A 19,733-nucleotide genomic window follows, 5' to 3' on the forward strand; every position below is an offset into this window, starting at 1 on the left:
GCCGAGGCGCGGGCCGCCGCCCCGCCGGTGGACTCCGGGCTCGCCGGATCGTGGTCGCGGTCCGCGCCCGCGCCGGTGCCCGCGCCCGTCGGGGGACGGCACGGGGGCGGGGCCAACGGGGTCGAACCGGGGGTGACGGGCGGCGCCGGGGCGGGCGCGGGTGCCGGCGGGTCCGGGGCGCCCGGGTCCTGGCGGCCCTGGCGGTTCCGGATGTCCAACGACGTGTGGGGCACCCCCGCCGTCGCCGGGAACCTCGTCTACGTCACGTCCTTCGAGGTGCACGCCCTCGACGTCGGCACCGGCCGGCGCAGCTTCAAGACCCGCGACGTCGCCTGGTCCATGGCGGTCGCCGACGGCCGCGTCCACGCCTCCGACGGGCCCACGCTCTACGCCCTCGACGGCGCCGACGGCTCCGACCTCTGGCGCATCCAGACCGACGCCTGGGTGTACGCCCTCCAGGCCGACCGGGGCACCGTCGTCACCGCCACGCGCGGCGGCGGCGTCCAGGGCTGGGAGGCGGCCAACGGCGAGAAGCTCTGGGAGATCACGAACGCCCAGACCGAGTTCGAGACGCCCGAGGCCGCGCCCGTCATCGTCGACGGCACCGTGTACGTCTGGAAGGACGCGCGGCTGCGCGCCGTCGAGGCGCGCACCGGCATCGAGCGGTGGTCGTACCCCGTCGGCGACGCCGCGTCCTGCGGCGGCGTGCCCGTCCGCGTCACGCAGGCCGCCGACGGATACGTGTACATCGCCGCCGGTACCCGCGTCCTCGCCGTCGACGTGGCCGCCGGGCACGTCCGCTGGCACTTCGAGGCGCCCGCCGTGTTCCTCTCCCCGCCCACCTTCGCCCCGGGCCCCGCGGTGACCGGGGGCGGGGTCTACCTCGCCGACTACCTCGGCACCGTGTACGCCCTCGACGCCACCGACGGCCGCGACCGCTGGCGCATCGCCACCGAGGCGCGGTCCTCCGTCGACCCCGTCCTCGTCGCCGACGGCCACGTCCACGTGGGCAGCGGCAAGGGGCTCTACACCCTCGACGCCGTCACCGGCACCCCGAAGTGGCGCTTCCAGGCCGGCGGCGAAGTCGTCGGCTCACCCGTCGTGGCCGACCGCCGCATCCACTTCGGGGCCACCGACCACCTGCTCTACACCCTCAAGGCCGACGACGGCCGCCTCCGCTGGAAGCTCGCCACCGGCGGCGAGATCACCGGCGCCCCCGTCGTCCGCGACGGCATCGTCTACGCCTGCAGCAAGGACCGGTGCGTGTACGCGCTGGACGCGGAGCGGGGGACGGCCACGGCGCGTCCGTGACGGCCGTCGTGTCCGTGACGGCCGTCGTGCCGGGCACGGAAGGGGCTCAGTACGGCGGCCGCCGGTCCTGACGCTACGCCGGACGCGTGACGGCCGCCAGGTGAGGGCGGCGCCCACCGGCACTCCCGGCCTACCGGGTGCGGAACTCCCCGCCCCGCCCGCGCGCGGCGAACAGTTCCGCCTGGTGGGACGGGTCCGCGTTGCCCAGGGCGATGAGGTGCGGCGCGTGGGCCATCGCCTGCGCCCTGGCGGCCTCCTTGGCCGACCACACGGCCCGCACCGTGCCCTGCACGGCCTCGGTGGGGAAGGAGGCGATGGTCTCGGCGGCCCGGAGCGCGGCGGACAGCACGTCGTGGCCCGGCACCAGCTCCGACACGAGCCCGATCTCGTACGCCCGCCGCGCGGAGACCCGTTCGGCCGTCCCCATCAGGGACATCCGCGCCACCTCCCCGAACGGCATCCGCTGCGCCATCGAGATGGCCTCGTACGCGCTGACCATCCCGTACGTCGTATGCGGGTCGAAGAACGTCGCGTGCTCCGCCGCGATCACGAACTCCGCCTCACCGATGAGGTAGAACGCTCCGCCGCACGCCATGCCGTTGACGGCGGCGATCACCGGCTTCCACAGGTCGTTGGCCTTCGGCCCGAGGGTGAGGAGCGGGTCGTCGATCGTGTACGGGGAGGATGGCTGCGGCACCTGTGCGTCGCGGTCGATGCCCGTGCAGAACGCGCGCTCGCCCGCGCCGGTGATGACGGCTGCCCGCACCTCGTCGTCGTAGCGGAACTCCCGCCACTTCGCTGCCAGTTCGGCCGCCATGGGCAGGGTTACCGCGTTGTGCCGCTCGGGGCGGTCCAGGGTCACGACGGCCACGCCGGACTTCGCGTTCCGGTCCACGCGGAGTCCCACTCCCGCCGGGGGCGCCGTCATGGCCGCTCCAGTACCCACTGCGGCACCACGAACCCGGCCTGGTCTGCGAACACCACTTGGACCCGTGCTCCGATCCGGAGTCGGTCCGGTGGCACGGAGTTCGGCGGTGCGCCCGCCTTCGCTACGACGTTTCCGGCCAGGCGGATCCGGGGTGCGTCGGTGAGTTCCACGAGGGCGGTGTTGTACGGGGCGAGGGCGGCGTAGGCCGGGAGGAGTGGGGGGTGCGGTACTGCGTACGACCAGATGCGGGCCTTGCCTGTCATCCTGCGCCACTCCGTGTCGAAGGACTGGCAGTGCGGGCAGCATGGCCTGGGCGGCCAGCGGAGCTCGCCGCAGGCGTCTTTTGCGCACGCCTGTATGCGGAGTTCGCCTCGGGCGGCGTACTCCCAGAACGGGGCGCCGTCGTCGTCGACGACCGGGGTCAGTAGGGGCTCCGTTTTAGCGTCTGCCATGTTGCTCGTTCCTCTTTCGTGCGGGTCCGATGTGGCTGGTCGCGCAGTTCCCCGCGCCCCTGGGTGGGACGGTCCTCCGGAACATCAAGTCCTCAGTAGGACCGCTGACGTGGGGACGCCCTCGCCTGCCGTTACCAGGCAGGTGGTCGCGTTCGGGACCTGGGCCGTGCTTGTGCCCCTTAGTTGTTTGACGGCCTCGGTGATGAGGTTGAAGCCGTGGACGTATGCCTCGCTGAGGCCGCCGCCCGATGTGTTCAGGGGGAGGCGGCCGCCCGTCTCCAGCGCGCCGCCCTCCGTGAACGCGCCGCCCTCGCCGCGGCCGCAGAAGCCGTAGCCCTCCAGGGAGAGGGGGATCAGCGAGGTGAACGCGTCGTAGATCTGGGCCACGTCCACGTCCTGCGGGCCGAAGTCCGCCTGTTTCCAGAGCTGGCGGGCGGCCGTCCACGCGGGGCCCGACAGCGGGTCGTCGTTCCAGTAGTTGACCATGCCGTGGTGCTGCGCGGGCAGGCCCTGGGCGACGGAGTGGACGTAGACCGGCCGCCGGCGGCAGTCGCGTGCCCGCTCGGCGGAGACCAGGACGCAGGCCAGCGCGCCGTCCGTCTCCAGGCAGTTGTCGAAGAGGCAGAGCGGCTCGCTGATCCAGCGCGAGGTCATATACATGTCCCGGGTCAGCGGGCGTTCGTACATCATCGCGGCGGGATTCTGGTTGGCGCGGTTGCGGCAGGCGAGGGCCACGTTGAAGAGGTGGTCGCGGGTCGCGCCGTACTCGTGCATGTAGCGGCGCGTCAGCATCGCGATCTCGTCGGCCGGGCGGAGCAGGCCGAAGGGGCGCGTCCACTGGGCGGGGGTGGGGAGTTGGGCGGTGGTGTTCCGCCAGGGGCGCGGCCCGCTGCCGCGCTTGCGCGAGCGCCAGGCCACGCCCACGCTCGCCTGCCCGGTGGTGATCGCGGCGGACAGGTGCGCGAGCGTCGCGCAGGAACCGCCGCCCCCGTAGCCGACCTTGCTGAAGAACGTGACGTCCCCGGCGCCGATCGCCTTGGCCACCTCGACCTCGTCGGTCTCCTCCATCGTGTACGAAGCGAACGCGTCCACCTCGGACGCCGCGATGCCCGCGTCGTCGAGCGCCGCGACGATCGCCCGGCATGCCAACGTCTTTTCGCTCTCGGGCAGTTGTCTGGCGAAGGAGGTCTGTCCGATACCCGCTATCGCTGTGGCGTCCTTGAGCGATGAAGCCATGCGTGCACCTCCGCGTCGCGTCGTGGCGTGCCCTCGCTGCTGACAGCGCGTCAGGCTACCGCTAATCTGACGGGCAGTCAGCTACCTGGGGCGGGAGGGGGAGCAGCGATGCGCGGCGATCTGGAGTGGGGCAGCGTGCCGGGCCTGGTCCGGGATGCGGCCGAGCGGTACGCGGACCGGGAGGCGGTCGTCGAGGGCCGCACCCGGGTGACGTACCGCGAACTCGGCGACCGGATCGAGCGGGCCACCGCCGCCTGCATGGCGAGCGGCGTCGAACCCGGCGACCGCGTCGCCGTCTGGGCGCCCAACACCCTCGACTGGATCGTCTCCGCCCTCGGCGCGGTCGGCGCGGGCGCGGTCCTCGTCCCGCTCAACACCCGCTTCAAGGGCGCCGAGGCGGCGTACGTCCTGGCGCGTTCGCGCGCGAAGCTGCTGTTCATCACCGGTACGTTCCTGGGGACTTCGTACGTGGCGTCGCTGCGGCGGGCCGCGGCCGAAGGGCCTGGCGCCGGACCCCTGCCCGGACTTCCACACCTGGAGGGCGTCGTCGTCCTCGCCGACGACGCCCCCGAGTCCTTCCGCACCTGGAAGGACTTCCTGGCGAGCGGCGACCCCGTCACGGCCGAGGCCGTCCGGACGCGGGCGGCGGCCGCCCGCCCGGACCGGCCCTCCGACATCGTCTTCACGTCCGGCACCACGGGACGCCCCAAGGGCGCCGTCATCACGCACGCCCAGACCCTGCGCTGCTACGCGGTCTGGAGCGACCTCGCCGGGCTGCGCGAGGGCGACCGCTATCTGATCGTGAACCCGTTCTTCCACACCTTCGGCTACAAGGCCGGCATCGTCGCCTGCCTCATGCGCGGCGCCACGATGATTCCGCAGCCGGTGTTCAACGTGGACACGGTCCTCGCCAACATCGCGGCGGAGCGCGTCTCCGTCCTGCCGGGGCCGCCCACCCTGCACCAGTCCCTGCTCGACCACCCGGCCCGCGACAGCCACGACCTGTCGGCGCTGCGGCTCGTGGTGACCGGCGCGGCCGTGGTGCCGCTGCGCCTGGTCGAACGCCTCCGCACCGAGCTGCGCATCGCCACCGTCCTGACCGCGTACGGCCTCTCGGAGGCCAGCGGCATCGTCACGATGTGCCGCAGGGGCGACCCGGCCGAGGTCATCGCGGCCACGTCCGGGCGCGCGATCCCGGACACGGAGGTCCGCGTGGTGTCGGCCGCCGGTGAGCCGCTGCCGCCGGGCAGCCCCGGCGAGGTCCTCGTCCGCGGCCACCACACCATGAGCGGCTACTTCGAGGACCCCGACGAGACCGCGAAGGTCCTCACCCCCGACGGCTGGCTGCACACCGGCGACGTCGGCGTCCTGGACGCGGCGGGCAACCTGCGCATCACCGACCGGATCAAGGACATGTTCATCGTCGGCGGCTTCAACGCGTACCCCGCGGAGATAGAGCAGCTCCTAGGGCTCCACCCCGAGGTCGCCGACGTCGCCGTCATCGGCGTCCCCGACGCCCGCCTCGGCGAGGTCGGCAAGGCGTACGTCGTACGCCGCTCCTCGTCCTCCGCTCTCACCGCGGACGACCTCATCGCGTGGGCCCGACGGGAGATGGCCAACTACAAGGTGCCGCGCGAGGTGGAGTTCGTGCCGGCACTGCCGCGCAACGCCGCCGGGAAGGTGGTGAAGGGGGAGCTGCGGCACCGGGACGCGGCCGGCTGCCGCCGCTGAGACAGCCGCGGGACGTTGCCGCTGCCGCCTGGGTGAGCGGGACGGGTCAGCTCGTCGCTGCTGCCCGCTCGCCCGAACTGCGCTCCACGCAGAACTCGTTGCCCTCGGGGTCGGCGAGTGTCACCCAGCCGCGGCCGTCGGGCAGGCGGTGGTCGCCCACGAGGGTCGCGCCGAGCGCGACGACCCGCTCGACCTCCTCGTCGCGCGAGCGGTCCTGCGGCTGCAGGTCGAAGTGCACGCGGTTCTTCACGCCCTTCTTCTCCGGCACGGTCACGAAGAGCAGCGTGGGGCCCTCGGGCGTGGTCACGAGGGCCTCCGGGTCGCCCGGGAAGTCCTCCTCGGAGACCCGGCCCTCCAGGACACCTGCCCAGAAGGTCGCGAGCGCGTAGGCGTCGGAACAGTCGAAGGTCACGTGGCGCACGAGAGTCGTCATGGCCGCACTATCGGTCAGTCCCGCGGGCCGGGTCCACCGCATTTCGCGCCGCGCTGCCTCCGCGAGCTCCCCCGCGGGGCTCAGTGGCCGACGGGCGGCTCCATGCATCCCGTCTCCATGAACGGCCCGTTCGTCTTCGCCTCGTAGTTGGACTTCTGGATGAAGGCGGTGACGCAGGCGTCGTCCCGCACCCGCAGCCCGATCATCGCGCCTTCTGGGGTGACGTTCTTGTTCTTGTCGCTGTCCCACCGCGCGTACATGCTCTGCACCGTGAGCTTCGTGGCGGTGTCCGTCCCCAAGTCCGCGCGCAACGCGGCCCGTACGGAGTCCGGGTCCCAAGTCCGCTTCGCCCACAGCCGCTTGAGCACGCGCTCCACGCGCTTGGCCTGCGCCTCGGCGGCCCTCTCGCTCGCGGCGGACATCTCGCCGGGGAGGCGGTGGGCGTTGTTCTCGCGGTAGTGCGGGGCGCCGTCGCCCGCGCCGGGTTCCACGTAGGGGGAGGGCCCGGCGGCCGACGGCGTGGGCGTGGGTGTGGTTGCCGCCGCCTTGCCGTCCCGGGGCGGCGCCGTGATGTCCCGCCGCTCCGCACCACAGCCGGTCAGCAGGACGGCGCCCACGAGGGCGGCGGTGACGGCTATGACGTACGGGATCCGGGGCTGCCGGTGCGCGGTTCTGGGCATGGGGCGACTCTTCCACAGGCCCCGGAAACCAGTGAACCGGGGCCGAGCGGCGGCTCGGCCCCGGGGCATCAGTGCGCTGCGGTGCGGTCAGGCGGCCGGCGAGCCGGGCAGGTGGCCGTCGCTGGGCGGGGCCGGCAGGTGGCCGTCACCCAGCGGACCGGCCGACATCCGGCCGTCTCCGGCCGGGGCCGGGGCGTGGTCGGCGGCCATGGCCGGGGCCGCGGCGCCGGCACTCGCCGCGGCCATGACGGCCACGGTGACGAAGAGCTTCCTGGTTCGAGTCATCGCAACTCCTTGGAGGGGGCAGACTTTCAACAAGTGACTCTAGTCGCACATAACGACTCATGTTCGAACAATTCACGCTAAAACTTGCTTAGTTGGCGTGCCCATCAAGCCGCCTGAACCCGCTGAACCTGCCTGAACCCCCCTGAACGCACTTCGGCCGCGGCGGCTCCCCCTCCGCGCCGCCGCGGCCGATCCCCGTCGGGAAGAAAGTGTCAGGCGCCGTTGGTCGGCGGGGCGGGAATGTGACCGTCGCCCTTGGTGGTGAAGCCGTCCTTCGGCGGGGCAGGGATGTGGCCGTCGCCCTGCGGAGACGCGATGGGGCCGTCCTCCGGCGGGGCGGGGATGTGACCGTCCCCCTGGGTGGTGATCTTCTGCTTCTTCTTCTTTGCTTCGCTCATGATTGGCAACTCCTGTGCATCTGCGGGGCTCCGGGACTGGATCGCCCGCTCAGCAACTCCCCCGAGGGTCGCTGAACGGGCGATCGGGCCGCTCACGATAGCTAGTGGGGCCCACGCGACCCGTCTGCCCCCCGACGCGACGGATCGATAAGTAGAGAGTGGCAGCCAGTCATAAACGTTCGATGAACGCGCTCGACAGCGGTGTCACGCCGCCGCTACGGGACGGAGAAGGGCCCGCACTTCATCGGCCTCCGTCGCCCCGGCCCTGTCGTGCAGGGAGACGGCCTCACGCCAGCACGCCTGGGCGCGGTCCAGCTGTCCCAGCCGGTCGAGAGACCTGCCCAGGAGGGTCAGAGCGTTGGCGCGCATCCAGTCGCCGCCGATGCACCCGGTGGCGAGTGCCTGCTCCGCGTGTTGCGCCGCCTGAGGCATGCGGTGGGCCGAGAAGTAGACCTCCGCGATCCGGTAGTGGGCCGAGCCCTCCCACAGACGCTGCCGGTTCTCCCCGAACACCCGCAGCGCGTCGGTGAGCTGCTCGAGGGCCTCGGTGTGGCGCCCCGCGTGGCTCAGACCGATGCCCAGCGCGTACTTCGCGTTGGCCAGGCGGAAGGTGAGACCCAGGTCCGCGTAGATCTCCATGCCGTGGTGTGCCAGGTCGATGGCCTTCACCGTATGCCCCATGGTGACGAGCACGCGGGAGAGGTTGCACAGGGCGCTCGCCTCTCCGGCGCGGTTGCCGTCATGCCGGAAGGCGTCCGCGGCCTTGCGCAGATGTACCCGGCTCACCTCGTAGTCGTTCACGCAGTAGGCGGAGATGCCGCGCTCGTTCAGGGCGTTTCCCTCGGTCCACGGGTCGCCCGACTGGGACGCCAGCTCGATGGCCCCTTCGAGTTCGGCCGCTGCCTGGCCGAAGTGGCCCAGCTTGATGAGGACTTGGCCCAGGCTGGTCCGCGCACGCCCCTCGGCGTGCAGGTCTCCGAGGGCCCCGGCGGCATCACTCGCGGCCCGGGTCGCCAACTCGAACCGGAGGGAGCTGGCGCCCGACTCGGCCAGATCCGTGGCGGCCAGGAGCAGATCCACCGCACGTCGCAGTGTGTCCGCCCCCAGCGACTGCTGCACGCACGCCAGAATGCACGCGGCCTCCGCGTGCAGCCAGTCCAGCGCGGACGCGTCGTCCTGGAAGTCCAGCCCCGCCTGCTCCGTGGCCTCAAGGTGGTCCACCGTCCTGTCCCCAGGACGCTCGATCGCGTACACCCGCGCCGCGGACGCCAGATAGAAGTCCAGCAATCGCGAGAGCGCCGCCTCCCGCTCGCTCGGCGGCAGCTCGTCCCGTTCCGCGCACGCACGCGCGTAGAGGCGCACGAGATCGTGGTAGCGGTAGCGGCCGGGGGCCGCGGACTCCAGGAGGGACGTGTCGACCAGGGACTCCAGGAGGTCCTCGGTGTCCTCCAGGGGCAGGTCGAGGACCGCGGCGGCCGCCGCGAGGGAGATGTCGGGGCCGTCCGCCAGGCCGAGGAGGCGGAAGGCGCGGGCCTGGACCGGCTCCAGCTGGCCGTAGCCGAGTTCGAAGGTGGCCTCGACCGCGAGGTCGCCCGCCTGGAGCTCGTCGAGGCGGCGCCGCTCGTCCGCGAGCTTGGCGGCGAGGGTGGAGACGGTCCAGGTGCGGCGGGCGGCGAGCCGCGACGCCGCGATGCGGATCGCGAGGGGAAGGAACCCGCAGGCCGCGACGACGTCGAGCGCCGCCTCCCGCTCGGACGCCACCCGCTCCTCGCCCACGATCTTCGTGAAGAGCTGCAACGCCTCGTCGGGGGACATCACGTCCAGGTCGACGAGGTGCGCCCCCGCGAGGTCCACCATCCGCATCCGGCTGGTGACCAGCGCGGCGCAGCCTTCCATGCCGGGCAGCAGCGGCCGCACCTGCGCGGCGTCGCGGGCGTTGTCGAGCAGGACGAGGACGCGGCGGCCGTCGAGGACGGAGCGGTAGAGGGCCGCCCGCTCCTCCAGGGAGTCGGGGATCGCGGAGTCGGCCGTTCCGAGGGCGCGCAGGAAGGCGCCGAGGACGGCTTCCGGCTCCGCCGCCCGCGGCCCAGCCCCTTGCAGGTCGACGTACAGCTGCCCGTCCGGGAAGTGCGTGCGCGCCGCGTGCGCGACATGCACCGCGAGCGTCGTCTTGCCCACGCCGCCGATGCCCGCGAGCGCGGAGACCGCCATGACGCGGCCCTCGGCCGTGGAGAGGATGTCGCTGAGTTCCTTGACGAAGGAGACGCGGCCGGTGAAGTCCTGCACGGTGGCCGGAAGTTGCGCGGGGCGCACCACACCGGCGGACGGCTCGGCCGCGGGCGCCGAGGGCTCGGCGAGGGCCGGGTCGGCCTGGAGGATGCGCTGCTGGAGCTCCTGGAGGCCCGGGCGCGGGTCGACGCCCAGCTCGTCGGCCAGCAGCCGGCGCGTGTCGGCGTACACGGCGAGGGCCTCGGCCTGCCGGCCGGAGCGGTAGAGGGCGAGCATCAGGAGTTCACGCAGGCGCTCCCGCAGGGGGTGCGCGGCCGTGAGGGCCGTCAGCTCGGAGACGGACTCCGCGTGGCAGCCCTGTTCCAGGTCCATGTCGAGGCGGGCCTCCAGGAGCTGGAGCCGCCACTCCTCGAGACGGGTGCGCTGCGCGTCCGCGTACGGCCCGGGGACGTTGGCCAGGGGCTCGCCGTCCCAGAGCGACAGCGCCTTGCTGACCAGGGAACGCGCCTGGCACAGGTCGCCGAGCCCGCGCGCCCGCTCGGCCGCCGACCACAGCGTCTCCGCCTCGGTCAGGTCGAGCGCGCCCTCGGCGGCCCGCACGGCATAGCCGCCGGACTCGCTCACCAGGGCGCCGGGCGGGAGCACCTTGCGCAGCCGGGACGCGTACGTACGGATCGCGGCAAGGGCCTGCGACGGCGACTCCTCGCCCCAGATGGCGTCGATCAGCTCGGAGGCGGTGGCGGTGCGGCCGTCGCGCAGCAGGAGGGCGGCGAGCAGGGCGCGCTGCTGCGGGGAACCGGTGGGCAGTTGTTCCGTGCCGAGCCAGGCGCGTACGGGGCCGAGCACGCTGAAGCGGGCAGGCCCCGCCGCGTCGTGCCCGTCCGGCCCCGCGGGGCTGTCCGACCCCGAAGGGCCCTTCGACCCCGAAGGCTTGTCCTTCCGCGCGGCGGCCGCGGGATCGCCGCGCCGCACCGCTGTCTCAGGGTCGCTTTCCGCCGTCGAACGCCGCTGGTCCGGCACTCGCGGTAGTCCGTCCATCGCTCCCCCTGCTGCCCTGCCGCACGCAGTCGCTGAAGTCTGTTCAAATACGCCCAACTGTGCCCGGCTGTGCCTGGTTTGTGCCCGTCATCGGGCCTGCCCTGCCCGAGAGACTTGCTGCGGTGCACAGTTTGCCTTGTCCGGAGCGGATGCGTCAGCCGTGGGAGACGGCTCTCACAGGGTTCCCGCACCAGTGACCGGATCCGGACAACTGACGGATCGTCAGATAGGCGCTACCGTGAGCCGTATGGAGACCATGGAGAGCACTCAGGACGCCGCCCCCGACGCGCCGCCGTTCCCGAGGATCATCTCGGTGGACGACCACACGGTGGAGCCCCCGGACGTCTGGCAGGACCGCCTCCCCGCGAAGTACCGCGACCGGGGGCCGCGCATCGTCCGCGCGCCGCTCAAGGAAATGACCTTTTTAGGCGGGAAGTTCGCCCCGGTCATGGGGGAGAAAGGGGATGAAGGGCCCATAGGGGACTGGTGGGTGTACGAGGATCTGCACCGCCCGCTGACCCGCCTCGACACCGCCGTCGGCTACGACCGTGACGAGATCAAGCTCGAAGTGATCACGTACGAGCAGATGCGCCGCGGCTCGTTCAGCGTCCCGGACCGGCTCGCCGACATGGACGTGAACCATGTCCAGTCCGCCCTGTGCTTCCCCACCTTCCCGCGCTTCTGCGGCCAGACCTTCACCGAGGCGCCGGACCGCGACCTGGGTCTTCTCTGCGTACGGGCGTACAACGACTGGATGGTGGACGAGTGGTGCGGCCCCGACGCGCAAGGTCGGCTGATACCGCTTCCTCTCATTCCCCTCTGGGACCCGGTTCTGGCCGCCGCGGAGGTCCGGCGCAACGCGGCGCGCGGCGTCCGGGCGGTGGCCTTCTCGGAAATACCCCCCTATCTCGGACTCCCCTCCATCCACTCGGACGACTGGGACCCCTTCCTCGCGGCCTGCGACGAGACCGGCACGGTCGTGGCCATGCACATCGGCTCCTCCAGCAGGATGCCGTCCACCTCCGCCGACGCGCCGCCCGCCGTCGGCTCCACCGTGACCTTCGCCAACTGCTGCTTCTCCATGGTCGACTGGCTGATGAGCGGCAAGTTCGAGCGTTTCCCGAACCTCAAGGTCATGTACGCCGAGGGGCAGATCGGCTGGATCCCCTACATCCTGGAGCGCGCGGACGTCGTGTGGGAGGAGAACCGCGGCTGGGGCGGCGTCGCCGACAAGGTGCACCGGCCGCCGTCCGAGCTCTTCGCCGGCCATGTCTTCGGCTGCTTCTTCGACGACGCCTTCGGCCTGCGCAACCTGGACGCGATCGGCGTCGGCAACGTCCTGTACGAGACCGACTACCCGCACTCCGACTCCACCTGGCCGAAGTCCCGCCAGGTCGGCGAGGAGCAGATGGGGCACCTGGCGCCGGACGTGGTGGAGCGGATCGTGCGCGGCAACGCGATCGAGCTCCTGGGGCTCACCGAGGACGGCCTGTGGCCCGGCGCCGTCAGCGCGTCGTGAGGGGTGAACAAGCCATGGCGGACGTTTTCGCGCCCGGGCGGCTCGCGTACGGGATGCAGCTTCCGGTGCAGTCGCAGAGCGCCCTCTTCGCCGAGCCCTGGGAGGCCGGGGCCGGCCCCGCGGACCTGGCCGAGATCGCGCGCACGGCCGACCGCGCGGGCTTCGCGTACCTCGCGAGCTGTGACCACGTGGCGATCCCGCGGCGGCTCGCGGACGCGATGGGCACCACCTGGTACGACCCGGTCGCCACCCTCTCCTACCTCGCCGGCGTCACCGAGCGCGTGCGCCTCATGAGCCACGTCGCGATCGTCGGCCTGCGCCACCCCCTGCTGAGCGCCAAGCAGTACGCGACGCTGGACCACCTCAGCGGCGGCCGTCTCATCCTCGGCGTCGGCGCCGGGCACGTGGCGGAGGAGTTCGAGGCCCTCGGCGCCGACTTCGCGCGCCGGGGCCCCGTGCTCGACGAGACCGTGGACGCGCTGCGGGCCGCGCTCGGGCCCGAGGAGTTCCCCGAGCACCGGGGGGAGCTCTTCGCCTTCGAGGGGCTCGGGCAGCGGCCGCGCCCCGCGCAGCGGCGGGTGCCGATCTGGGTCGGCGGCTCCTCGCCCGCCGCCGTGCGCCGGGCCGCCGTGCGCGGCGACGGCTGGCTGCCCCAGGGCGACCCGCGCGACCGGCTCCCCGAGCAGATCGCCAAGCTGAAGCGGCTGCGCGCGGACGCCGGTGTCGAGGCGCCGATCGTCGTCGGCGCCATCACCGAGCCGCTGTACGTGGGCGAGCCCACCTGGCCGGTCGGGCGGCGGACCCTCAGCGGGAAACCCGCCGCCCTCGCGGAATCGCTGCGCGTGTACGCGGCGATGGGCGTACACCAGATCCAGGTGCGCTTCCGAAGCCGCAGCCGCGGTGAACTCATCGACCAGATGGCGGCGTTCGGCGCGGATGTGGCGCCGCACATTAAATAGAGCGCTCGTTTTACTGAACCGAACCAGGAGGCCGGCATGGGCAAGCTGGACGGGCGCGTCGTCATCGTCACCGGTGGCGCGCGCGGGCAGGGCGAGCAGGAGGTGCGCCTCTTCGTCGAGGAGGGCGCGCGGGTCGTCGTCGGCGACGTACTCGACGAACAAGGAGAGGCGCTGGCGAAGGAGCTGGGGCAGGACAGCGCGCGCTACGTCCACCTCGACGTGAGCCAGGAGGCGGACTGGGCGGCCGCCGTCGCCGCGACCAAGGACGCCTTCGGCACGGTGGACGGCCTGGTCAACAACGCGGGCATCCTGCGCTTCAACGAGCTGGTGAACACGCCGCTGGCCGAGTTCCAGCAGATCGTGCAGGTCAACCAGGTCGGTGTGTTCCTCGGGATCAAGGCGACCGCGCCCGAGATCGCGGCGGCGGGCGGTGGCTCCATCGTGAACACCGCCTCGTACGCGGGGATGACGGGCATGGCGTATGTCGGGGCGTACAGCGCGACCAAGCACGCCATCATCGGCCTCACCCGGGTCGCCGCCCTGGAGCTGGCCAAGCGGCACATCCGCGTCAACGCCATCTGCCCCGGCGCCATCGACACCGCCATGAGCAACCCCGCGATGCTCGACCCCGAGGCGGACGTGGAGAAGGCGTCCCGGGGTCTGGACGCGCTGTACCGCAAGCTCGTGCCGCTCGGCCGGGTGGGCCGGGCCGAGGAGGTGGCGCGGCTCGCGCTGTTCCTCACCGCCGAGGAGGACTCGGCGTACATCACCGGGCAGCCGTTCGTGATCGACGGCGGCTGGCTGGCGGGCGTGAGCGTCATCTGACAAGGCGTCAGCTATTGACGGTCCCGGCGCCCGGTGGAACAGTCGGCCGCATAGATCTGACGGTACGTCAGAAACTGACGAGGACGGTGAACCTCCTTGGAATTCGGGCTCTTTGTACAGGGATACGTGGGCAAGCGGGCCGAGACCGACCCGCTAGCCGAGCACAAGGCGCTGATGGAGGAGACCGAGTACGTCATCCAGGCGGACAAGTCGGGCTTCAAGTACGCCTGGGCGTCCGAGCACCACTTCCTGGAGGAGTACTCGCACCTCTCCGCCAACGACGTCTTCCTCGGCTATCTCGCCCACGCCACGGAGCGGATCCACCTGGGCTCGGGGATCTTCAATCCACTGGCCCAGGTCAACCACCCGGTGAAGGTCGCCGAGAAGGTGGCCATGCTCGACCACCTCTCGGAGGGCCGGTTCGAGTTCGGCAGCGGGCGCGGGGCCGGGTCGCACGAGATCCTCGGGTTCCTGCCGGGCATCACCGACATGAACCACACCAAGGAGATCTGGGAAGAGACCATCGCCGAGTTCCCCAAGATGTGGCTCCAGGAGGAGTACGAGGGGTTCCGGGGCAAGCACTGGCAACTGCCGCCGCGCAAGGTCTTCCCGAAGCCGTACGGGAAGTCCCATCCGGCCATGTGGTACGCGGCCGGGTCCCCGCCCTCGTACGCCATGGCCGCGAAGAAGGGGCTCGGGGTCCTCGGCTTCAGCGTGCAGAAGGTCTCCGACATGGAGTGGGTCCTCGAGCAGTACAAGACCGCGATCCGCGACGCCGAGCCCATCGGCGACTTCGTCAACGACAACGTCATGGTGACGTCCACGGCGATCTGCGCCGAGACGCACGAGAAGGCGGTGGAGATCGCCGTGAACGGCGGGCTCAACTACCTCCAGTCGCTGGTCTTCCGCTACCACGACACTTTCCCGCGGCCCGAAGGCATCCCCGAGTGGCCCGAGGTGCTCCCCGACTACACCGAGGAGATCATCGAGCTCCTCATCGCCGAGGAGCTGATGATCTGCGGTGATCCGGACGAGGTGACGCGGCAGTGCAAGCGGTGGGAGCAGGCCGGGGCGGATCAGTTGTCGTTCGGGCTGCCTATCGGCATCTCGCCCGAGGACACGTTGACCACGATTCGGCTCATCGGTGAGCACGTCATCCCGAAGATCGACACCGATCCGGTGCATCGCACCACGCGAATGAGGCAAGCCGCCACCGGGTGAATCACGCGCTGAACTGGAGGATGTCCCGACATGCTTGACCACCTCATCCAGGGTGCGACCGTCGTCGACGGGACGGGGGCTGCCGCCCGCGTCGCCGACGTGGGGATCCGGGACGGGCGCGTCGCCGTCGTCGCGCCCGGCGTCACGGAAGCGGCCCGTACCCGTGAAGAGGCCCACGGCCTGGTCCTCGCGCCCGGGTTCGTCGATCCGCACACGCACTACGACGCGCAGCTGTTCTGGGACCCGTACGCCACGCCGTCCCTGAACCACGGCGTGACCACCGTCGCGGGCGGGAACTGCGGGTTCACGCTGGCCCCGCTGAACCCGGAGCGGCCCGAGGACGCCGACTACACGCGCCGGATGATGTCCAAGGTCGAGGGCATGTCCCTGGTGGCCCTCGAGGAGGGCGCGCCCTGGTCGTGGCACTCCTTCGGGGAGTATCTGGACGCGCTGGAGGGGCGCATCGCGGTCAACGCCGGGTTCATGGTGGGGCATTGCGCGCTGCGGCGGTACGTGATGGGGGCGGACGCGGTGGGCGGGCAGCCGTCGGCCGCGCAGATGGAGCGCATGCTCGCCCTGTTCCACGAGGCGATGGACGCGGGCGCGTGGGGTCTTTCCACCACGCAGTCCTCCACGCACTCCGACGGCGACGGCAAGCCGGTGGCGTCCCGGCACGCGGGCCCCGCCGAGCTGCTCGCGCTGTCGCGGGCGGTCGCCGAGCACGAGGGCACACAGCTGGAGGCGATCGTCGCCGGGTGTCTCGATCAGTTCAGCGATGCCGAGATCGACCTGTTCGTGGACATGAGCGCGGCCGCGGGCCGCCCGCTGAACTGGAACGTCCTGACGATCGACGCCGCCGTGCCGGAGCGGGTGCCGCGCCAGCTGGTCGCCAGTGAACGGGCCCGCAAGGCGGGCGGCCGCGTCGTGGCCCTGACGATGCCGATCCTGACGCCGATGAACATGTCGCTCGGCACGTTCTGTGCCCTGAACCTGATTCCTGGGTGGGGCGAGATCCTCGGGCTGCCCATCCCCGAACGCATCGCGAAGCTCCGCGACCCGGACGTTCGGGGGGAGATGCTGCGGCGCGCGGGCAGCAAGGAGGCAGGGGTCTTCCGCCGCCTCACCAACTTCGGCCGGTATGTCATCGGCGACACGTACTCCCCGGAGAACGAGGGTCTTACCGGCCGCGTCGTCAGGGACATCGCCGCCGAGCGCGGCCAGGAGCCCTTCGAGTGCATCGTCGAGATCTGCGCCAACGACCGGATGCGTACGGTGCTTTGGCCCATGCCGACCGACAACGACCCGGATTCGTGGGCGCTGCGCGCCGAGACCTGGAGCCACGAGGACGTCATGCTCGGCGGCTCCGACGCGGGCGCGCACCTGGACCGCATGTGCGGCGCCCCGTACACGACGCGCTTCCTCGGGGACTGTCTGCGGGGCCGGAGGCTGATGGGTCTGGAGCAGGCGGTGAAGATGCTCACCGACGACCCGGCGCGCCTCTTCGGCCTGCGGGAGCGGGGCCGGATCGCCGAGGGCTTCCACGCGGACCTGGTCCTCTTCGACCCCGAACGGATCGACGCGGGCAAGGCCACCCTCGTGCACGACCTGCCCGGCGACAGCCCGCGCCTGGACTCCAAGGCGATCGGCGTGAACGCCGTCTGGGTCAACGGCGTCGAGGTGATCCGCGGCGACGTGGTGACCGGGGCGGTGCCCGGGACGGTGCTGCGGTCGGGGCGCGACACCAGGACGGTGAGTACGCGGTGAATCCCGGGGCGAGCGAACCGGGCGGCCCGCAGCGGCTGTTCGTCGACGGGGCCTGGGTGGAACCCGACGGCGGCCGCTACGAGGTGATCGACCCGGCCACCGAGAAGGTGGTGGGCCTGGCCCCCGAGGCGAGCCGGGCGCAGGTGTGGCAGGCGGCATCGGCGGCGCGGGCGGCTTTCGGGACGTGGTCGCGCACCTCGCCGCAGGAGCGGGCGGCCGTCCTGGACCGGGCGGCCGACGTGATCCAGCGTGACCTCGCCGCGCACGTCGGCCTCGCGCGGGCCGAGACCGGCGCGACCACCGCGACGGCCCGCGGGATGCAGGTCGCGGTGGCGGCGGCGCGCTTCCGGCGGTACGCGCGGGGCGCGCTGGAGCCGGTGGAGACGGGGCTGCCGCCGCAGGTCAACGAGGCGGGCCCGATGGGGCGGGCGGGGGTCATCGGGGCCGTCGCCGTCCGGCAGCCCGTAGGCGTCGTCACCTGCGTCACGTCGTACAACAACCCCTGGGCGAACCCGGCCGGAAAGATCGCCCCCGCCCTGGCGATGGGCAACACGGTCGTGGTGAAACCGGCACCGCAGGACCCGCTCTCCGTCTACCGGATGGCGGCGGCGCTGGCGGAGGCCGGGGCGCCCCCGGGCGTGGTGAACGTCGTCTCCGGCGCGGCCCCCGAGGTCGGCGAGGCGGCCGTCGACTCGCCCGATGTCGACATGGTGAGCTTCACCGGCTCGACGGCGGTCGGACAGCGCATCGGGGAGGTCTGCGGCCGCGGCATGAAACGCCAGCTCATGGAGTTGGGCGGGAAGGGCGCGGCGGTCGTCTTCGAGGACGCGGACCTGGACGCGGCGGTGGCCGGGATCGGCACGACGTTCTCCTTCTACAGCGGTCAGATCTGCACGGCGCCGACGCGGGTGCTCGTCCAGCGGCGGGGGTACGAGCGTCCAGCGGCGGGTGTACGAGCCGTTGCTGGAGAAGCTGGCGCGCTACGCCGCCCACCTGAAGGTCGGGGACCCGAGGGACCGTGACACGGTGGTGGGCCCGCTGATCTCCGCGGCGCACCGCGAACGCGTCGAGTCCTACGTGGAGTTGGGCCGCAAGGAGGGCGCGCGGCTTGTGGCGGGTGGCGAACCCCCGTCCTCCCGCCCGTCGCGGGGCTTCTACGTCACGCCCACCCTCCTGGCGGACTGCACGCCTGGGATGCGGGTGGTCCGGGAGGAGATCTTCGGCCCCGTCGTGGTCGTCGTCCCCTTCGACGGCGAGGGCGAGGCCGCCGAGGACACGGCGGTGACGCTGGCCAACGACAGCGACTACGGCCTGCTCGACTACGTCTGGTCGGCCGACGTGGCGCGCGCCTTCCGGGTGGCCCGGCGGCTGCGGGCGGGCGGGGTCGGCGTGAACACCATCGGCCGCAACATGGAGGCACCGTTCGGCGGCTTCAAGCAGAGCGGGGTGGGGCGGGACTGCGGGTCGTACGCGCTGCACGCGTACAGCGAGACGCAGGCGGTGGTGTGGGCGGGGTAGTCCCCGGCCCGGGTCGGTAGTACCCGGCCCGGGCCGCTGGGCCTAGGGCCGGGCTGGTCCCCGTATCCGCCCATGGCCGGATACGGCTCCCGGACCCCCCGAACTAGCGTCCTCCGCATGAGACTTGCACTGATCGGAACAGGAAATGTCGGCCGGGCACTGGCCAAGGGCTGGGCGGCGGCGGGCCACGAGGTGGTCCTCGGCTCGCGGGACCCCGCCGCGAAGGCGGTCCTGGCGAGCGAACTGGGCGCGCCGGTGGTGACGGTCGCCGACGCCGCCGCGCAGGCGGATGTGATCGTGAACGTCACGCCCGGCACCGAGTCCGTGGCGCTCCTGCGCACGGTGAGCGCCGAGCTTCGGGGAAAGGTACTGCTCGACATAGCCGTCGGCTTCACCGAGGAGCCCCACGGCGTGGCCCTCTCGCACCCGACCGTCTCCCTCGGCGAGGAGATCCAGGAGGCGCTCCCCGACACCCGGGTGGTCAAGACCCTGTCCACGGTGGACGCCATCGTGATGACGGGCCCCGCCGACCTCACCGGCCCGTCCACCGTCTTCCTCTCCGGCAACGACGCCGAGGCCAAGAAGACGACTGCCGCCCTCCTCACCGACCTCGGCTGGCCCGAGTCCGCCCAGCTGGACCTCGGCCCCATCGAAACCGCCCGCGGCCAGGAACACTTCGCCCTGCTGTTCATGGGCATCGCGGGAGCACTCGGCTCCTACGACTTCGGCATCCAGGTGGTGCCGCACCGCGGGAACTGAGCGGCCGCCCCGGTCGGCCCCGTTGTGAAGGCCGGCTAGCCGTTCGCGGGGGAGGACGGGGAGGGCTCCGCGGCCTCGGGAGCCGGGGAGGCCGCCTCGTCCGCCCGCGCCCCCGCGAGGATCGCGTCGAGCAGCCCCGGATAGCGCGCGTCCAGATCCTCCCGCCGCAGCGTGAGCAGGTTCTCGCGGCCGGAGGGGCGCTGCCGGATCACGCCGCTCTCGCGCAGCACGCGCCAGTGGTGCGTCATGGTCGACTTCGCCGGTACGCCGAGGGTGTTGAGGACGCTCGTGCAGTTGTGGTCGCCGCCCGCGTCCAGGAGCCGGATCACGGAGAGCCGCAGCGGATTGCCGAGGGCGGTCAGGACGCCGTCGACGCGGATCTGGTCGCGCTCGGGGTGGCGGTAGCTCATGGCCCCCACGGTACCTCCGTACGTAGACATACGGACG

General features: G+C 72.1%; 17 protein-coding genes and 1 pseudogene. 9 read left to right on the plus strand and 9 right to left on the minus strand.

Translation table 11 applies throughout. The annotated features are described in order from the left end of the window. Window positions 1-1,311 (plus strand): outer membrane protein assembly factor BamB family protein (locus tag STRAU_RS14220; RefSeq protein ID WP_037659356.1); only part of this gene is annotated, 1,311 nt, incomplete at its 5' end. A 130-nt stretch (window positions 1,312-1,441) separates the two neighbouring features. Here STRAU_RS14220 and STRAU_RS14225 read toward each other — a convergent pair. The 3 genes from STRAU_RS14225 to STRAU_RS14235 all read right to left on the minus strand — a co-directional run bounded on the left by STRAU_RS14225 (window position 1,442) and on the right by STRAU_RS14235 (window position 3,927). Next, on the minus strand, window positions 1,442-2,218 hold the full coding sequence (locus tag STRAU_RS14225; RefSeq protein ID WP_203227404.1) for an enoyl-CoA hydratase/isomerase family protein: 777 nt from the start codon (window positions 2,216-2,218) through the stop codon (window positions 1,442-1,444). 17 nt (window positions 2,219-2,235) lie between these two features. Continuing rightward, window positions 2,236-2,691, minus strand: a complete 456-nt coding sequence (locus STRAU_RS14230) for a Zn-ribbon domain-containing OB-fold protein (protein WP_037659360.1) — start codon at window positions 2,689-2,691, stop codon at window positions 2,236-2,238. Window positions 2,692-2,775: 84 nt separating this feature from the next. Then, window positions 2,776-3,927 carry a lipid-transfer protein gene (locus STRAU_RS14235; RefSeq protein WP_016641019.1) on the minus strand — a complete coding sequence of 384 codons (1,152 nt, stop codon included), beginning with the start codon at window positions 3,925-3,927 and terminating at the stop codon, window positions 2,776-2,778. Between the two features lie 108 nt (window positions 3,928-4,035). On the opposite strand from STRAU_RS14235, the gene STRAU_RS14240 reads away from it, so the two are divergent. Beyond that, complete coding sequence (locus tag STRAU_RS14240; RefSeq protein ID WP_016641020.1) at window positions 4,036-5,658, plus strand: FadD3 family acyl-CoA ligase; 1,623 nt, start codon at window positions 4,036-4,038, stop codon at window positions 5,656-5,658. Window positions 5,659-5,704: 46 nt separating this feature from the next. Here STRAU_RS14240 and STRAU_RS14245 read toward each other — a convergent pair whose 3' ends face one another. From STRAU_RS14245 to afsR, 5 genes are all read right to left on the minus strand, one after another. Beyond that, a complete protein-coding gene (locus STRAU_RS14245; RefSeq protein ID WP_037659362.1) occupies window positions 5,705-6,091 on the minus strand; it encodes a VOC family protein in 387 nt (128 codons plus the stop codon). 80 nt (window positions 6,092-6,171) lie between these two features. Next, window positions 6,172-6,771 carry a hypothetical protein gene (locus tag STRAU_RS14250; RefSeq protein ID WP_016641021.1) on the minus strand — a complete coding sequence of 200 codons (600 nt, stop codon included), beginning with the start codon at window positions 6,769-6,771 and terminating at the stop codon, window positions 6,172-6,174. Window positions 6,772-6,858: 87 nt separating this feature from the next. After that, the gene (locus STRAU_RS41485; protein WP_016641023.1) at window positions 6,859-7,056 is read right to left on the minus strand and encodes a hypothetical protein; all 198 of its coding nucleotides are present in this window, start codon (window positions 7,054-7,056) and stop codon (window positions 6,859-6,861) included. A 212-nt stretch (window positions 7,057-7,268) separates the two neighbouring features. Next, window positions 7,269-7,454: a hypothetical protein gene (locus tag STRAU_RS14260; RefSeq protein ID WP_016641024.1), complete on the minus strand. Its 186-nt coding sequence runs from the start codon at window positions 7,452-7,454 to the stop codon at window positions 7,269-7,271. Between the two features lie 204 nt (window positions 7,455-7,658). Further along, window positions 7,659-10,721 (minus strand): SARP-family global regulator AfsR, encoded by a 3,063-nt coding sequence (gene afsR, locus STRAU_RS14265; protein ID WP_158692071.1) that lies wholly within the window; start codon window positions 10,719-10,721, stop codon window positions 7,659-7,661. Between the two features lie 247 nt (window positions 10,722-10,968). Here afsR and STRAU_RS14270 point away from each other — a divergent pair, with 247 nt between their 5' ends. From STRAU_RS14270 to STRAU_RS14300, 7 genes and pseudogenes are all read left to right on the plus strand, one after another. Further along, the gene (locus STRAU_RS14270; protein ID WP_016641027.1) at window positions 10,969-12,240 is read left to right on the plus strand and encodes an amidohydrolase family protein; all 1,272 of its coding nucleotides are present in this window, start codon (window positions 10,969-10,971) and stop codon (window positions 12,238-12,240) included. A gap of 14 nt (window positions 12,241-12,254) precedes the next feature. Continuing rightward, complete coding sequence (locus STRAU_RS14275; RefSeq protein WP_016641028.1) at window positions 12,255-13,199, plus strand: LLM class F420-dependent oxidoreductase; 945 nt, start codon at window positions 12,255-12,257, stop codon at window positions 13,197-13,199. A gap of 36 nt (window positions 13,200-13,235) precedes the next feature. Then, window positions 13,236-14,024, plus strand: coding sequence for an SDR family NAD(P)-dependent oxidoreductase (locus STRAU_RS14280; protein WP_016641029.1), 789 nt, complete (start codon window positions 13,236-13,238; stop codon window positions 14,022-14,024). 96 nt (window positions 14,025-14,120) lie between these two features. Then, window positions 14,121-15,245, plus strand: coding sequence for an LLM class flavin-dependent oxidoreductase (locus STRAU_RS14285; RefSeq protein ID WP_037659365.1), 1,125 nt, complete (start codon window positions 14,121-14,123; stop codon window positions 15,243-15,245). 30 nt (window positions 15,246-15,275) lie between these two features. Next, the gene (locus tag STRAU_RS14290) at window positions 15,276-17,009 is read left to right on the plus strand and encodes an N-acyl-D-amino-acid deacylase family protein (RefSeq protein WP_016641031.1); all 1,734 of its coding nucleotides are present in this window, start codon (window positions 15,276-15,278) and stop codon (window positions 17,007-17,009) included. Beyond that, window positions 17,006-18,527 (plus strand): annotated as a pseudogene (locus tag STRAU_RS14295) (aldehyde dehydrogenase family protein). The gene STRAU_RS14290 and the pseudogene STRAU_RS14295 overlap by 4 nt, the downstream one beginning before the upstream one ends. 72 nt (window positions 18,528-18,599) lie before the next feature. Next, window positions 18,600-19,286: an NADPH-dependent F420 reductase gene (locus STRAU_RS14300; protein WP_158692072.1), complete on the plus strand. Its 687-nt coding sequence runs from the start codon at window positions 18,600-18,602 to the stop codon at window positions 19,284-19,286. Window positions 19,287-19,321: 35 nt separating this feature from the next. On the opposite strand, the gene STRAU_RS14305 is transcribed toward STRAU_RS14300, so the two are convergent. Further along, a complete protein-coding gene (locus STRAU_RS14305; protein ID WP_016641035.1) occupies window positions 19,322-19,696 on the minus strand; it encodes an ArsR/SmtB family transcription factor in 375 nt (124 codons plus the stop codon). Window positions 19,697-19,733 lie beyond the last annotated feature (37 nt).

The organism is Streptomyces aurantiacus JA 4570, assembly GCF_000414115.1.
Lineage (GTDB): Bacteria > Actinomycetota > Actinomycetes > Streptomycetales > Streptomycetaceae > Streptomyces > Streptomyces aurantiacus_A.

Bases quoted from the DNA above. Each gene is read 5' to 3' on its own strand.
- STRAU_RS14230 (WP_037659360.1), bottom strand. From the start codon at position 2,691: ATGGCAGACGCTAAAACGGAGCCCCTACTGACCCCGGTCGTCGACGAC.
- STRAU_RS14235 (WP_016641019.1), bottom strand. From the start codon at position 3,927: ATGGCTTCATCGCTCAAGGACGCCACAGCGATAGCGGGTATCGGACAG.
- STRAU_RS14240 (WP_016641020.1), top strand. From the start codon at position 4,036: ATGCGCGGCGATCTGGAGTGGGGCAGCGTGCCGGGCCTGGTCCGGGAT.
- STRAU_RS14245 (WP_037659362.1), bottom strand. From the start codon at position 6,091: ATGACGACTCTCGTGCGCCACGTGACCTTCGACTGTTCCGACGCCTAC.
- STRAU_RS14250 (WP_016641021.1), bottom strand. From the start codon at position 6,771: ATGCCCAGAACCGCGCACCGGCAGCCCCGGATCCCGTACGTCATAGCC.
- STRAU_RS41485 (WP_016641023.1), bottom strand. From the start codon at position 7,056: ATGACTCGAACCAGGAAGCTCTTCGTCACCGTGGCCGTCATGGCCGCG.
- STRAU_RS14260 (WP_016641024.1), bottom strand. From the start codon at position 7,454: ATGAGCGAAGCAAAGAAGAAGAAGCAGAAGATCACCACCCAGGGGGAC.
- afsR (WP_158692071.1), bottom strand. From the start codon at position 10,721: ATGGACGGACTACCGCGAGTGCCGGACCAGCGGCGTTCGACGGCGGAA.
- STRAU_RS14270 (WP_016641027.1), top strand. From the start codon at position 10,969: ATGGAGACCATGGAGAGCACTCAGGACGCCGCCCCCGACGCGCCGCCG.
- STRAU_RS14275 (WP_016641028.1), top strand. From the start codon at position 12,255: ATGGCGGACGTTTTCGCGCCCGGGCGGCTCGCGTACGGGATGCAGCTT.
- STRAU_RS14280 (WP_016641029.1), top strand. From the start codon at position 13,236: ATGGGCAAGCTGGACGGGCGCGTCGTCATCGTCACCGGTGGCGCGCGC.
- STRAU_RS14290 (WP_016641031.1), top strand. From the start codon at position 15,276: ATGCTTGACCACCTCATCCAGGGTGCGACCGTCGTCGACGGGACGGGG.
- STRAU_RS14300 (WP_158692072.1), top strand. From the start codon at position 18,600: ATGGCCGGATACGGCTCCCGGACCCCCCGAACTAGCGTCCTCCGCATG.
- STRAU_RS14305 (WP_016641035.1), bottom strand. From the start codon at position 19,696: ATGAGCTACCGCCACCCCGAGCGCGACCAGATCCGCGTCGACGGCGTC.